The organism is Chitinophaga arvensicola, from assembly GCF_900110835.1.
GTDB lineage: Bacteria > Bacteroidota > Bacteroidia > Chitinophagales > Chitinophagaceae > Chitinophaga > Chitinophaga arvensicola.
Genome location: NZ_FOJG01000002.1, coordinates 2,483,757 through 2,499,319, shown reverse-complemented (window position 1 = coordinate 2,499,319; position 15,563 = coordinate 2,483,757). Strand labels below are relative to the sequence as shown.

Below are 15,563 nucleotides of genomic sequence, written 5' to 3'. Positions count from 1 at the left end.
AATTGTTACGATAAATATTACAGTTTGGCGGATAAAAAAACAGATCCGCTTGATCTGTAATAAAAATAATTACAGTACGAAGGTAGGAAGGATTTTTTAAAAAGCAAGGGCTGACTAAAATATTTTAGTCAGCCCTTGCTTTTATGTTATGTGTATGTTTATTTCTTTTCTACCACCGGGTAAACAGCTGCCACTGTTTTGGCTGCTGGTGCTGTGGGGATCGTTTTCGCAGTAGGCGTTGCCGGTACATCTTTGGTATGATACATCTGCGCCAGGGTAGGTGCAATCACCAATGACACGATAGACATCAGTTTGATGAGGATGTTCATAGACGGACCAGAGGTATCTTTAAACGGATCACCTACAGTATCGCCGGTTACAGAAGCTTTATGTGGTTCTGATTTTTTATAATATGTTTCGCCGTTGATTTCCACGCCTTTCTCGAAAGATTTTTTGGCGTTATCCCAGGCGCCACCGGCATTGTTCTGGAAGAGACCCATCAGTACACCGCTCACGGTAGCACCGGCCAGGAAACCGCCCAGTACTTCCGGACCAGCCAGGAAACCTACCAGGAGTGGGGAAATCAGGGCAATAGCGCCAGGCAGCATCATTTCACGGATAGAGGCCTGGGTGGAGATTGCCACGCATTTATCGTATTCCGGTTTACCGGTACCTTCCATGATGCCGGGTATTTCGCGGAACTGGCGTCGTACTTCTTCCACCATGGCCATGGCAGCACGACCTACGGCCGCGATAGCGAGGGAGGAGAAGATGAACGGAATCATCGCACCTACAAACAAGCCCGCGAGTACGTTGGCTTTATAAATATCGATACCTGAGATACCGGCTACGCCTACAAAGGCCGCAAACAGCGCCAGGGCAGTGAGGGCAGCAGAAGCAATGGCAAAACCCTTACCGGTAGCGGCGGTGGTGTTACCCACTGCATCAAGGATATCTGTTTTTTCCCTTACTTCTTTCGGCAGTTCGCTCATTTCGGCAATACCACCGGCGTTATCAGCAATAGGACCGAAGGCATCGATGGCCAGCTGCATCGCTGTGGTGGCCATCATACCTGCAGCGGCAATGGCCACGCCGTATAATCCGGCCAGGTGGAAGGAGCCCATGATACCGGCTGCCAGCACAATGATGGGCAGGGTAGTGGATTCCATCCCCACAGATAAACCACCAATAATATTGGTAGCAGCACCGGTAGCAGATTGACGGATGATAGATTTCACCGGGCGTTTACCCATCGCTGTATAGTATTCCGTAATAATACTGATTACGGTACCCACTGCCAGTCCAACGAGGATAGCACCAAACACCTGTCCACGGGTAAAGTCGTGACCACGGAGGGTCATTGCGCTGTCCGGCAGGATCCAGTTCACCAGGAAGTAAGAAACGATGGCGGTTAATATAATAGAACCCCAGTTACCCATGTTCAGTGCTTTTTGCACTACACTGGTACTCAGTCCGGAAGTTTCGCTGATGCGTACAAAGAAAGTGGCGACCATAGAGAAAAGGATACCGGCGCCGGCAATAATCATTGGGAGCAGGATGGGGGCAATACCGCCAAAATTATCATGGGAAATGGTTTCAGAACCCAATACCATGGTAGCTAATACCGTGGCCACATAGGAACCGAACAAATCGGCGCCCATACCGGCTACGTCACCTACGTTATCGCCTACGTTATCCGCAATAGTAGCGGGGTTGCGCGGATCATCTTCCGGAATGCCGGCTTCTACCTTACCTACCAGGTCGGCGCCCACATCGGCTGCTTTGGTATAGATACCACCGCCTACACGGGCAAACAGGGCAATACTTTCAGCGCCGAGAGAGAAGCCGGTGAGGACTTCAATGCTTTTGATCATCTCAGCGGTATTGGCTTCTGCCCCGAAGTATGCTTTCAGTATAATAAATAAGGAGCCGAGTCCGAGTACGGCCAGACCGGCTACGCCCATACCCATTACGGAGCCGCCGGTAAACGATACCTGGAGGGCTTTGGCCAGGCTGGTACGTGCCGCATGCGCGGTGCGTACGTTGGCTTTGGTGGCTATTTTCATTCCGATGAAACCAGCGGTAGCGGAAAATACAGCCCCTATCACAAAGGCCAGTGCGATAGACCAGTGCGAGTTTTCATGGGTAGCGCCCATATAGCCCAACAGCAGGGCGGCAATAATAACGAAGTAAATAAGGACTTTATACTCAGCTTTAAGAAATGCCATAGCGCCTTCAGCAATATGCTGAGCTATCTCTTTCATTTTTTCGTTACCTGCATCCTGACGTGACACCCAGGAGCTTTTAACAGCCGTAAATAGCAAAGCCAATAATCCAAAACATGGAACGAGGTAAACTATATTCATGTAAGCGAAATTTATTTATACGTGGTTGACAAAAAGAGTTTATTAGTTAAAAAGTTATAGGATTCCAAAAAAATATCTCAAATGAATATAAAACATAAATTATTAATTGTGTACGCAGTAAATAAAATTATTGTACACATGAGCCATGAATCAGTATTTCCGGGGAAAAAAAATAAAGTTGTCAGATCCCTTCCTGGAATGCTTTACCCAGGTAACTGATAATATCTCCTGCGGTCATGGCCTCCTGGGAGAGCTGTGCTGCGGCGAGGTCGCCCGCATAGCCGTGCAGCCACACGCCCAGCAGGACGGCCGCTTTGGGGGTGTATTCCTGCGCCAGTAAACCGGTGAGGATGCCGGTAAGTACATCGCCACTGCCGCCCGTTGCCATGCCAGGGTTACCGGTATTATTAAAGTATACGGCGCCATCCGGGCAAGCTACTGCAGTGTAGCGGCCTTTCAGTAAAATATAAAGCTGCAGGTTGACGGCCTGCTCCGATAACTGTTGCAACCGTTGTACCTCATTTTCTGTTTTTCCGAAAAGACGTTCAAATTCTTTGGGATGGGGGGTGAGGATACTGCCTTTGGGTACCTTATATAACAGGTATGGATATACGGAAAGAAGATTGAGGGCGTCTGCATCGATGACCATGGGGCGTTGCCATTCGTCCATCAGTACTTCCAGCGACTTGGCGGTACCAGGTTGTTTATCCAGTCCGGGGCCTATGCCAACGGCTTTATAGCCGGCTGTCCGCACGTTGCGGTGGAAATGCGTACTGAAATGCGTGTCTTCGTCGGTGATGCACATGGCTGCGGGCTCACTGATCTGCATGATCTGGGTGCCACATTGGGGCACATGACAGGTGAGTAAGCCAACGCCTGCGCGTAAACAGGCCCGGGCGCTGAGCACGGCGGCGCCCATTTTTCCGTAGCTGCCGGCAATGAGCAGGGCATGGCCGTAGGTTCCTTTGTGTGCAAACGGATCCCGTGGCCGGTAAATGGTCCGCATCATTTCCCGGTCGGCCAGGTGATAGCGTACGGGCGTTTGCGTTATGTAATCCGGATGCAATCCGATAGGTAAAACAGACACTGCGCCTGTGCAGGCGGCATTTTCCGGGAGGAGGAAAGCCAGTTTATAAAATTCAAAGCTAAGGGTGTTATGCGCCTGTATCACCGGGGTATGCAGGCTACTTTCATCTGCGCTGAGGCCGGAAGGCATATCTATGGCGACGATGGGATGTTTCTGCCGCTGATCGTTGATCTGGTGGATGATGCCGGCTACCCATCCGTCTACCGGGCGACTGATACCAGTACCAAAAATAGCATCTATGATGACGGCATTCGCTGGTAGTTCCGGGAAATCGGATACATCGCCGATAGTATGAATAGTGAAAGGATATTGTTGTTGGAGCAGTTGCAGTTGTATATCGTGGTCGGCACTGGCACGGCTGCTATGCTGGAGTATGCCGGTATAAACCTGGTAGCCGTGCTGCAGCAGTAAACGGGCTATGACCAGTCCATCTCCCCCGTTATTTCCTTTCCCGCAAAAAATATACATGGGATGCGCGGTGGAGTAGTGTTCTTCCAGCCATGCTGCGCATTTACCTGCGGCTCTTTCCATCAGGTGTGTGCTGCTGATGGGCTCATGGGCGATGGTGAAGGCATCTGCCTCTCTGATCTGTGCAGCGGAGAAGATTTTCATGTCCGGTAGTTGAACACTAAAAATACTCCAAAATAAGGAACATAAAAAAACGGACCATGCTTGCCTCATGATCCGTTTGTAATGAAGTGGTCGCCGGTTTAGAAAGTATATCTGGCAGACACACCGCCGATCTCCTCACCAAGATAGTTGGTGGGTCCAACAAACTGTACGTAAGGTTTCAGATCAGCACTGATGTTTAAAGGAATTTTCTTGAAAGTATATTCGATACCAATGATCGCATCCAGGCCGGGTGATACATAGGTGCCTTTCCCTTTGTCTACATAACGATCCCAATCATAATCACGACGGTCGTAGAAGCCCACATGCGCACCACCACCGGCATACATGTTCAGTTCAGGTAAACCTATATTCCAGTTGTATTCGTATAATGCAGTAAAAGTAACGTTGGATCTGTGTGAGTGATTGGTGCTCACGATACCTTCGATGGCATGAGGTCCCTGAATAAAATGTTTAATGGTAAAGCCCACTACCCATGGGTTTAAACGGACACCCAGTGCTGTTTCATAATTGGATGGATCACTGCTCTGGTAGCTTTTTTTCTTCTGCGCGTTTGCCTGAACTGCGAGCATAGCAATAAGGCTAAAAAGTAACACGACTTTTTTCATAGATGTGTTGTTTGAATGAAACTTAAAAATATACGTTGAGAAACGTTGGCATGTCCTCTAAAGTATATACACGACGAAAATTAAATCACGGATGCTTTGCAAGAACAATGCCAACCGGTTTCAGCATGCGCAGAAAAATAAATCCTGCGATGCCTGCAACGAGGGATGCTACAATAACAGACATAATGGCGATGATCTGTAATTCCCTTTCCAGGTAAGCCAGTGAGGAGATAAAAATAGACATGGTAAATCCGATGCCGGCAATTAGACCGACGCCTGCAAGCTGTAGCCAGCCTGACTTTGAGGGGAGGCTAGCCAGTTTCAGTTTTACCGCAGCAAACGACATGATAAAAATACCGAGTGGCTTTCCGAGTACCAGCCCGGCAATGATACCATAGCTGATATTATTTTGCAGTGCACCGGCGATATCTGACGGTAATTGTATGGCGGTATTGGCCAGCGCAAATACAGGCATGATCATAAAATTTACCGGATCATGGAGGCTATGTACGAGATCGGCTATACGTTGTTGCGGAATACAGAAGGCCAGTAATACCCCTGCGATAGTAGCGTGTACACCGGAGTTGAAAAGACAATACCACAGGATGATACCGGGGATATAATAAAATATCAGCCGTTGTACTTTCAGGTAATTCAGTAATACGGGGATCAGTAATACGCCGCCACCGATCAGTAAATATTTCAGGTCGAGGTGCGGTGTATAAAAGATGGCGATGGTGAGGATAGCGCCCAGGTCATCAATAATAGCCAGTGCCATCAGGAAAATCTTTAGTCCTACCGGTACTCTTCTTCCCAGCAGGGACAGGATGCCGAGTGAGAATGCAATGTCGGTGGCCATCGGAATACCCCAGCCGTGAGCGTAAGGTGTGTTTTTATTAAAGAGCGTGAAGATCAGCGCGGGGAAAAGCATTCCGCCGATAGCTGCCAGTACGGGCAAGATAGATTTGCGCAGGGAGGATAGTTCTCCTACGGTTAATTCTCTTTTTATTTCCATGCCTACCAGGAAAAAGAACAGCACCATCATACCATCGTTTATCCATAACAGCCAGGAGTTGGGCAGATGAAGTGAGTAATATTCGTAGTGATGTCCACCAGCCGGATTAAACAGGGTATTCCAGAAGCCAACATATGCATCCTGTACTGCTGAATTGGCCAATACCATAGATATGAGAGTACATATCATCAGTACAATTCCCACCGCACGGCTATCCTTTAAAAAAGTGTGGATAGGGGATATCAGCGTTTTTCGGATGATGTCGACAGTTTTCCGGATCACAGTAAATTATTTTGGTGAAAAGATGATTTCGGAGAGATGTAATATTGGAAATGGCTTCTGTGAAGAAGCCATTTCCAGGTTTTTATCTTTCGAAAATTATTTCATTAATTCATATTTCGTTTTAGGTTGCCGTTTGATGTCCCATTTGAAATTTTCCAGTTGAAGCTGTTCCATAGGGCGTTGTGTAAACGGATACACGGTACCTTCCACGTCTTTGATCTGCACTACTTTTTCTACTTCTCCTTTTTTAAAGAAGATATTGATAATAGCGCATTGGGCTTTATTGACGCTCATATAGGCGCCTAATTTGTCTTTGATAAAGTTGATCGTTTCTGCATTTCCTTCCACGTGCATCCAGTCGAGTGTTTCTCCCAGCACATAACCGGTGATAACATTGCCTTTGATCTGGTTGAACATTCCCGGGCCGGCTTCATTGATAATAAAGCCGTTCGTTTTCAGCAGCATTTTATCCGCGGTCTGATTTTTTGTGAACATCAGGATGGTATCGCCGCTCAGCTGGGTGGTATTATTAGACCAGAGTACAGGTTTACCAAACAGGCGGAACACGGAATCCTGGGAGGAGTAGTATACGCTATCTGCCACGCCCTGCAGGGAATCGGAGAATATTTTTACGTTATGATAAGCCAGTATGTAGCGTTGTTCGGCGGTATCTTTTGGTGCAGAGAGGGCCATGCTGTCTGCATGATGTTTGATTCCCGGGAGGGAATCACGCATCACGATATCTTTGATGGGCGCTACTTTCACTGTTTTTACCAGGCCGGAATCCATTTTTTGCCTGGTTTTGGAAAGTGTGCTATCTGCGATAAACGCCATCACGTTGCCGGCTACGTTTTCCTGTTGTCGCCGCGCAATGGAATCTCCCAGGGCAATGGGAGAGATGGTAGCGGTAAACCGTTCCGGCGGTCGTATATTTTTGATCGTTTTCAGATTCTTGGTAGGAGATTCCGGTATACGTTTCAATCCTGCTACAGACGGAATAGACAAGCTGTCGCCTGGTTTGATGACGCCCGAAAACAGGGTGTCGGCAGACATATACACGGTGTCTTTACTCTTTTCCATGATCAGCAAAGGTTTCTGGATGGCCAGAATTGTTTTCTCGCGTTGATTTGCGATGCCTTTGTTGGCCAGCAGTGACATTTTGCGGGCGGTATCTTTATAAACCATATTCCCGGTGGCATAGGCCATTCCGGTGAGCTTATCCATTTCGATATTATCGGCGGTGATAGTGCCGGAGCTATCTTCAATGGTGGGGCGGTTATCGAAGTTGCCATAACCTTTCTCCGTGTTATAGTAGCCACTGGTGACGTACATCACGCTTTTGTCGTTACTGTTGATGGTGGTAGGGGCTAAGATGGTGGCTATTTTCGTATCGGTATTATAGCGCAGTTCACTTGTGCTCAGGGTATATTCCGGGTCTACCAGTAATACATTCCGTATGAAGTGCATTTCTTTGGTATCGGTGTAATAGTATCCTTCATCGCTGGTGAGTACACTTTTGCCATTGACAAGCTGGCCGGTTTTGGTATAGGAACCAATTTTGGCGTTCATGTCGTACTGTAGTTCCGGGCCGGTGATGGTTACTTTTCCGTCTGTCAGTTTTGCATTTTCCGTGAGGAGTGCAATGCGGGTATTGGCATCGTAGTTCAGGTAGTTACCGTAGATGTGTACGCTATCGGCCTGGTTGATATGGATATGTCCATATGCGTCGATAATATTGGTCTTATTGTCTTTTACGGCGCTGTCGCAGGTAAACAGGGTAGTCCCCTGTTTGAAAACGGCGTTGCCGATGAAGCGGGTGATACTGATTGAATCTTTGTCATTCATGATCAGTGAATCCGAGTGTATGATTTCTATTACTGACCCGGGTTTCGGCTTTGGTTGGGCCGGAAACTGGGCGCTGGCCGTCCCTGCGAAGAAGCAGATGACGGCCAGAAAAATCCCTGATTTTATGTATCGATGCATTGAATCTTATTATTGTACCGCTATTGAGTCAGAAGGTAACGGTTTCGTTTTATCTTTTTTGCCGAACAGGGAGAAGTGTACGTAACGTTTAGGATTTACCCGGAGGTCTTCCAGCAGTTTATTCAGGTTACCCAATGAGTACTGAAGGTTGTTATACACTTTTTTGTCGTTGAGCAGCAGACCGGCGGTTCCGTCGGTGTTATTGAGTTTCGCGATGGTCTGGTTCAGGTTGGTGGCAGTTTGCTGCAGTTGCTGCAGTGTTTTGTCGATATTGCCTTTGGCCAGTGCGTCGGTGGCTTTCTGTGCGTTATCGAGGATGCCTGTAATTTTTGCGTTGTTGTCTTTCAGGTTACCGGTTACAGCAGCCAGGTTGTTGAATGTTTTCTGGATGTTGCCGTTGTCGGGATCCAGCATACTATTCAATGAGGCGGAAGTATGCGTGAAATTGCGCATGGTGCTGTTCAGGTTACGGATGGCATCCTGGAGGTTACCTTTAGCGGTAGTATCGAGGATAGCATTTACGGACATGAGTACGGAGTCGATGTTAGACAGGGTGCCTTCCAGTTTTTTCACCAGCGGGTTAAGCTGTTCTTTGAGGGCGTCTGTCATGGAGCCGTCCACTGCTGCGTAGATGGTATCGCCGCTTTTCAGATATTCGCCGGCGTTACCCAGGTCGAGCTGCACGGTTTTGGTACCAAGCAGGTCGCTGCTGATGCGGGCTACGGAGTTGCGGGGAATTTCAATTTTTTTGGTAATGGTGATGGCTACCAGGATGCGGGAGGCATCTTTATCCATTACTTCGAGGTTGGCTACGTTACCTACTACCAGTCCATTTACCTGTACAGCATTGGCTGGCTGTAAGCCGTTTACCTGCTGATATACGGCATAAATGGTTTTATTATGTGAAAAAAGGCTTTTTCCTTTCAATAAATTAAAGCCCAGTACAAGTAAGGTTATACCCAGCACCGTTAGTACACCTACTTTGGTTTCATTAGATAATTTGAGCATGAGATTCGTATACGTTCACGCAAAAATAATCAAAAAGCGTGCACGGGAAGTGATCGTGTCAAAATGTTGGTAATAAAAAAGAGGAAAGGGGGGAAATAATGATGGGGAAGGGGTAGGTAGTATGATTAGCAGGAAGTTACGAAAGCATCTTTGAAACCCAGTTTGCGGGCTTTGCGGAGGGCGCCGGAGGCTTGTTCGTCCGTTTTAAACCGTCCCCAGATATATTTGTTGAGTTTTTTTTTATTCATCACGATGGGTTGGCGGTTGATATCACCATGGAGCTTCCTGAAAATGGAAGCTCCTGGTTTATAGAATTTATCAGTGATCAGCAGTTGAACGCAGTACCTGTCGCCGGAAGCCGGGGCAGATCTGTTTTCTTTACTGTTGCTGGTAGCCTTGAGGTAAGCAGTGGTATTGTTGTTTTTACCATTGTTTTTGGTGGTAGACTGCTGGGTATTGCGGTTATTCGTAAACCTGTCGAGTTCCTCGCGGTAACGCTTAATGGCTTTATAGATACAATTGGCCAGTTCCTGTTGTCCGTTGTTGGAGTTGAGGTAGTCTTCCTCTTCCGGGTTGCTGATAAAGCCTAACTCCACCAGTACGCTTGGCATAGCGGTGGCAGACAGCACCCAGATACCCTTTTCATTCCTTTGTCTGGCGCCCCGGCTGATACGTCCTACCCGGGTAAACTCATCTTCGATGAGGGTAGACAGGCGGAGGCTTTGGTCGAAGTAGGCGTTTCTCAGGGTATTGAGGAGGATGAAGGTTTCCGGATCGGTATCGTCCATCAGTTGTTTTGTTTCTTCGGATTCAGCGTCGAGTACGATTACAGAGTTTTGTTTGAGGGACTCCATTTTAGCGTTATTCTTGCTGGTAGCCCATATATACGTTTCCGTGCCTTTTGCATTGCTGGGATAATAAGCGTATATAGGTTGTTTTACAGCTACTTTCTTTTTTCCTTTCTTATGGTATACGGTTTTATAACCGGTTACCTTGCGGATTTTACCGGTAGAGTTACAGTGGATAGACACGAACAGTTCGCCTTTATTATCGTTGGCGATCTGGGCTTTTTTCCGGGGATCGTCGAAGCGGTCGGTTTTTCGTGTATACACCACCTTTACATCGGGCATATTTTCTTCCAGGATTTTCCCCAGTTTCAGGGCTACTTCGAGGGTGACCTGTTTTTCGGTAGAATAGCTGCCTTTGGCACCGGGATCTTCACCGCCGTGGCCGGCATCAATCACAATAGTTCGTATAGGCTTGTCCTGTTTGTCAGAAACGGGATTATTTTTGGCCTGAATAAAAAAGGTACAGGTGAATAGTGTTCCCAGTCCTAAAATCCAAAATCGGTTCCAGCACATGATTCTCATTTTAATGGGTGCTGTTTATCACAAAAAATAAAAAAATAAGTTTATCTGTTAAATTAATAATCCGCTTGCTCCATGCGTGTTTCCACTACCTTTCCTTATATTACCTTACAAACATTACAAGTTACCATTTGTAATAAATTGTATAAAATCTTGTAGGTTTGTGGCCGCCATAACACATGAACGCTAGCTACAAAAATAATTATAAAAAGTTTTTTCGACATACATACCTGGTTTTTGCCGGTATGTTCATCGCCATTCCCTTTATTATAGATGCAGTTGCAGGCGTAAGGCCACAAGCTGTATCGTTTTTTAACAAAAGTTTGGCAGATACGACCCCGCTGATCCGGAAAGATACGGGCAAAATTCCAAAGCCGGCAGCAATTCCCCCTACTATAGCTGATTCTACCCAATTATCAAAGGGCTTGGATACCAGCGGTGGAACAACAGTAGATACCTTATTTATTCCAAAGATATCAAAAGACACGCTGGATGCGCCCGTAAATTATAAGGCGAAGGACTCCATTATCCTGGTGGTATCCGATAAACGCTTTTATTTATACGGTGCTGCCAACACAAAGTACAAAACGATTGATCTTTCTGCGGAAAAAATGAATTTTGACCAGGAAACAGGTATCCTGGAGGCCACGAACGCGAAAGATACCGCCGGCAAGCTGTTTGGCGGCCCGGTGATGAACGACGGGGGACAGAGCTTTGAATCGGATACCCTGAAATACAATTTTACCTCCCAGAAGGCAAAGATCTATAATACGCGCTCCCAGTATGGCGAAGGCTACATTCATAGCCAGCAGACCAAAAAGGCGGCGGATAACACTATTTTTGGTTTTAAAAACGGTTATACCACATGTAACCTGGATACGCCCCACTTTAGCTTCCGGGCCCGTAAAATCAAGGTAATACCTGATAAACTGGTTATTTCCGGTCCGGCTAACCTGGAAATAGAGGGCATCCCCACACCTTTATTTATACCTTTTGCTATTTTTCCTATTACCCAGGGACAGCGTTCCGGGATCCTGCCTCCACAATATGTGGTGAACCAGCAGAAAGGGATTGGTCTTGAAAACGGGGGGTACTACATTGGCCTGGGGGAGCATTTTGACCTGACCATGAGAGGGGATGTGTACTCTTATGGCAGCTGGAGCCTGACAGGTAGCCCGACTTACCGAAAGCGGTATAAGTACAGCGGGGGGCTTAACCTGAGTTTTGCCAATACCCGTTTCGGAGATCCGGCAGTGAAATCGGAGTTCAGTACCTCCAAAGATTTCCGTATTACCTGGAACCATAGCATGGACAGTAAGGCCCGTCCGGGCGTGAACTTTGGCGCAGCGGTGAACTTTGGAACCTCTTCCTATAACAAATACAACGTGTATGATTACAATACCCGTGTAAACAATAACATCGGATCGTCCATTACGTATTCCAAAACTTGGCAGGGGAAGCCATATAACCTTACTATGGGTTTGAACCATTCCCAGAACTTAAGTACCCGGGATGTGTCTATTTCCTTCCCGGATGCGACTTTCACGGTGAATACGATCTATCCTTTCCAGCCAAAGGAAATGGTAGGTACGCCAAAATGGTATGAGAAAATCGGTGTGTCCTATAATACAATCCTGCGTAACCAGGCTAATTTTAAGGATTCGCTGTTTGGCAAGCAGGCCATGTTCGATGCGATGCAAACGGGCATGCAGCACAATATTCCGATTTCATTCTCCATCCCGGTGTTCAAAACATTCACCTTATCGCCAGGGATCAACTATACCGAATACTGGTACACGAAGCAGTTTAACCGTAAATGGGATCCCAACAAGTTCAACCCGGGTACTGGTACCAACGGAGCTATTGATACTGCCTACCAGGCCGGATTCTTTGCCGCCCGTGATATCAGTGCCAGCATGTCTTTGTCTACTGCGCTGTATGGTATGTACCAGTTCAGTAAGACCTCGAAGATCAAAGCGATCCGTCACGTAATGCGGCCTACACTGAGCGCCAGTTACCGTCCGGACCTGAACAGCAAGAACTATTACGAATTGCAATACAATAAGGACGGGGATAAACAAATGGTATCCAAATTCGATGGGGCTATCATCGGGGTGCCTTCTCCGGGTGCTTTTGGCGGTTTGAACTTTGGATTGGATAATAACCTGGAGATGAAGGTATTTTCTAAAAAAGATACAACAGGTAACCATGAGCGGAAAGTGAAGTTACTGGATGGTTTTGGTATCAATGGCAGTTATAACCTGGTGGCCGATTCCTTTAAACTGTCTACTTTCAGTTTATATGCCCGTACCAACCTGTTCGACAAACTGAACATTTCGGCGAGCGGTAACCTGGATCCTTACCAGGTGGATAACCGTGGACGACGCCTTGATAAATACGTATGGCAGCAGGGTAAGCTGAGCTTAGGCCGCTTAACCAACGCCAGCATTTCCATGAGTACCTCTTTCCAATCGAAGGATAAAAAAGCGAAGGCGAAGGAAGAAAAGATTGATTCCATGGAGAATGTGCAGGGCGCCGACGCCGCTTTTGCTGCGCAACAGCGGCAGTTGCAGATGGTCCGTAACAATCCGGGCGAGTATGTGGATTTTGATATTCCATGGCGCCTGGATCTCTCCTATAGCTTATCTTATACCAATACCATCATCCCAGATTCTGGTGGTGTAGTAAGACGTATCACGCAATATGTGAGCTTTAACGGTGATTTCAGCCTTACGCCAAAATGGAAGATCGGTTTGAACAGTGGTTTTGATTTTACGAATATGCAGATCGCCTATACGAATATGTATATTTCGCGGGATCTGCACTGTTGGCAGATGTCGATTAACCTGATTCCGTTTGGTACTTTCCGGCAGTTCAGTATTACGATTAATCCTAAAGCAGGTATCCTGCGGGATCTCAGGATAAACCGATCGAGACAGTTCCAGGATTTGTAACACCGCATGATATAAAAGAAAAAGGATCGCATGAAGCGATCCTTTTTCTTTTATACGAAGTGATTATTTCGTGTTGTTTGCCAGATAATAATCCCACATCAGCCGGAATACTTTCTCTTTAAAAGCAGGCAGATCATCTTTTGTGAGTCCTGTAGTGGGCAGTGGTGGCAGGAAATGAAAGGCAATATGATGTGGCCAGGCATAAAATTTCTTTCCTACAGGTAATATTTTTTTGGTGTGAAAGAGCAGGGATGGCATGAGGGGCGTTTGTGTATCTATTGCCAAAGCAAATGCGCCATCATAGAAATCCTTTAACGGTTGATCGGTGCGGTTACGGGTGCCTTCCGGGTATAACAGGATATGAATGCCCAGGCTAAGGGCATGTTTCATATCAATAATACTCTGTTTACGGCTGGCTTCACTGCTGCGGTCTACCAGGATCCCGCCGATACGGTATAATACGCCAAACAGCGGTATTTTGCCCATAGACGCCTTTGCCAGTGTTTTGTTGATACCAGGAATTTCGGCAGACGTTACAGGCACATCGATCAATGAATTGTGATTACATACGACTACATATGTTTGTCCGGGTGCGAAATATTCCATGCCTTTCTTGCGTACAGGGCAACCGATCAGCGGCATGTATACTTTCATCCATATCCGGCCGATAGCGAGGAAGCCCTTTGTTTTGCGGGGTTCCGGCCAGAAGGAAATAATCCAGACGGGGATGAAAATGACCAGCATGGTCACTGCGAACATCAGTAACATCCATGCTGCGAATATTCTGCCGAAGATATTTTTAAACATAACGTTAGTTTTATAGTCTCCAGTCTACCGGTGCTATTCCTGCTTTACCGAGAATTTCATTGGTCCTGGAGAAATGCCTGCATCCAAAAAATCCTTTATCAGCACTGAAAGGTGAGGGGTGTGCTGCTTGTAAGATATGATGTTTCGTGGCGTCGATGAGATATTGTTTATCCTGTGCAAAGCGTCCCCAGAGCAGGAATACGACATCACTGCGCTGCTCGGAAATTTTTCGTATTACCGCATCCGTGAAATCGCCCCAGCCTATTTTGCTATGAGAGGCAGGTTCTCCTGCGCGAACGGTAAGGAATGCGTTCAACAGCAACACACCGTTTTCTGCCCATTTGGTGAGATTTCCGCTGGTAGGGATTTCCAGACCGAGGTCTGTTTTCATTTCTTTGTAAATATTTACGAGAGAGGGTGGAGGTTTTACGCCATCCGGTACGGAGAAGCTGAGTCCATGCGCTTGTCCTGCACCGTGATAAGGATCCTGGCCGAGGATCACTACCTTTACCTGGTCTATCGGGGTTTTATCAAAAGCATTAAAGATCAGGTTACCGGCGGGATAGATTACTTTACCCAATGCTTTTTCATGTTTCAGAAACATGACGATCTGATCGAAATAGGCCTTATGAAATTCATCTTTCAGCGCTTCCTTCCAGCTAGATTCTATTTGTACATCCATAGTGTTCACATCAATATTTAAAGAAAAATAAATTAAATTTGATTTATTGAGAGAAATTTACATAAATTTGCACTCCCAAAACGCGAGATAAATATAGCAATTTATTTCACATTTCAAGGGAAAAGAGAGATGTAAGTCTCGGTAGCTCAGCTGGATAGAGCAACTGCCTTCTAAGCAGTAGGTCATTGGTTCGAATCCAATCCGGGACACAGAAAGAAGCCTGCATTTTATGCAGGCTTTATTTTTTTAAGCAGGTTTATAATAGGTTGTTTGCTTTGCGTGTGCAGCTTCACTATTACTTACGCCTGCAATTTTGTTAACCTGCATAATGCATCAAATACCGCGTTGTCATTTTTACACCGTTTTTCTCTGCTGTCCCCTGCTGATCAATCGTATATCCTTTATTTTTTGCACAGTTTTCAAAGGTGGTTGATGGTTCATCTCAAAGCTCCCTGGCTGTAATCTACCATTGGTTTTTATGGTAATCCTCAAAAGCATATGGAGGCTATTCAATTGCCCATGGCTGTAATGAGGTATAAAATAGTAATCGATACAAGCTATATTTTAAAAAGTTCAACACCACGGAAATATTACAAGAGCAAAGAGCCGCCTTGATTAGCAAAACGTGTACATTAGTGTTAGGACGCAAAATAAATTTTGGGAGATACTTTTACGATATCTTTGTATAGATCATCGAAACAATAATGATTAAGTATTATGAAATTTATAAAGTGAGGGGATAAGTATCTTTTTTGTAAAGTATATAAATTCGCA

10 protein-coding genes and 1 tRNA gene are annotated in these 15,563 nt (G+C 46.2%); 2 read left to right on the top strand and 9 right to left on the bottom strand.

What is annotated here, in order from left to right:
• Positions 1 to 158: 158 nt before the first annotated feature.
• From BMW79_RS27375 to BMW79_RS27345, 7 genes are all read right to left on the bottom strand, one after another.
• Positions 159 to 2,366: a sodium-translocating pyrophosphatase gene (locus BMW79_RS27375; protein ID WP_089900744.1), complete on the bottom strand. Its 2,208-nt coding sequence runs from the start codon at positions 2,364 to 2,366 to the stop codon at positions 159 to 161.
• Positions 2,367 to 2,547: 181 nt separating this feature from the next.
• The gene (locus BMW79_RS27370) at positions 2,548 to 4,065 is read right to left on the bottom strand and encodes an NAD(P)H-hydrate dehydratase (protein WP_089900741.1); all 1,518 of its coding nucleotides are present in this window, start codon (positions 4,063 to 4,065) and stop codon (positions 2,548 to 2,550) included.
• A 98-nt stretch (positions 4,066 to 4,163) separates the two neighbouring features.
• On the bottom strand, positions 4,164 to 4,691 hold the full coding sequence (locus BMW79_RS27365; RefSeq protein ID WP_089900738.1) for a hypothetical protein: 528 nt from the start codon (positions 4,689 to 4,691) through the stop codon (positions 4,164 to 4,166).
• Positions 4,692 to 4,776: 85 nt separating this feature from the next.
• Positions 4,777 to 5,988, bottom strand: a complete 1,212-nt coding sequence (gene nhaA, locus BMW79_RS27360) for a Na+/H+ antiporter NhaA (RefSeq protein ID WP_262487497.1) — start codon at positions 5,986 to 5,988, stop codon at positions 4,777 to 4,779.
• 96 nt (positions 5,989 to 6,084) lie between these two features.
• The gene (locus BMW79_RS27355) at positions 6,085 to 7,971 is read right to left on the bottom strand and encodes an OstA-like protein (protein ID WP_089900736.1); all 1,887 of its coding nucleotides are present in this window, start codon (positions 7,969 to 7,971) and stop codon (positions 6,085 to 6,087) included.
• A 9-nt stretch (positions 7,972 to 7,980) separates the two neighbouring features.
• The gene (locus BMW79_RS27350; protein ID WP_089900733.1) at positions 7,981 to 8,979 is read right to left on the bottom strand and encodes an MlaD family protein; all 999 of its coding nucleotides are present in this window, start codon (positions 8,977 to 8,979) and stop codon (positions 7,981 to 7,983) included.
• Between the two features lie 125 nt (positions 8,980 to 9,104).
• Positions 9,105 to 10,340, bottom strand: a complete 1,236-nt coding sequence (locus BMW79_RS27345; RefSeq protein ID WP_177192356.1) for an N-acetylmuramoyl-L-alanine amidase family protein — start codon at positions 10,338 to 10,340, stop codon at positions 9,105 to 9,107.
• A 329-nt stretch (positions 10,341 to 10,669) separates the two neighbouring features.
• Here BMW79_RS27345 and BMW79_RS27340 point away from each other — a divergent pair, with 329 nt between their 5' ends.
• A complete protein-coding gene (locus BMW79_RS27340) occupies positions 10,670 to 13,300 on the top strand; it encodes a putative LPS assembly protein LptD (protein WP_143059281.1) in 2,631 nt (876 codons plus the stop codon).
• A 63-nt stretch (positions 13,301 to 13,363) separates the two neighbouring features.
• Here BMW79_RS27340 and BMW79_RS27335 read toward each other — a convergent pair whose 3' ends face one another.
• Positions 13,364 to 14,107, bottom strand: a complete 744-nt coding sequence (locus tag BMW79_RS27335; RefSeq protein WP_089900725.1) for a lysophospholipid acyltransferase family protein — start codon at positions 14,105 to 14,107, stop codon at positions 13,364 to 13,366.
• A 10-nt stretch (positions 14,108 to 14,117) separates the two neighbouring features.
• Positions 14,118 to 14,789 (bottom strand): uracil-DNA glycosylase, encoded by a 672-nt coding sequence (gene ung / locus BMW79_RS27330; protein ID WP_089900722.1) that lies wholly within the window; start codon positions 14,787 to 14,789, stop codon positions 14,118 to 14,120.
• Between the two features lie 135 nt (positions 14,790 to 14,924).
• Between ung and BMW79_RS27325 the strand changes: the two genes are divergently transcribed.
• Positions 14,925 to 14,998: transfer RNA gene (locus BMW79_RS27325), tRNA-Arg, on the top strand.
• Positions 14,999 to 15,563 lie beyond the last annotated feature (565 nt).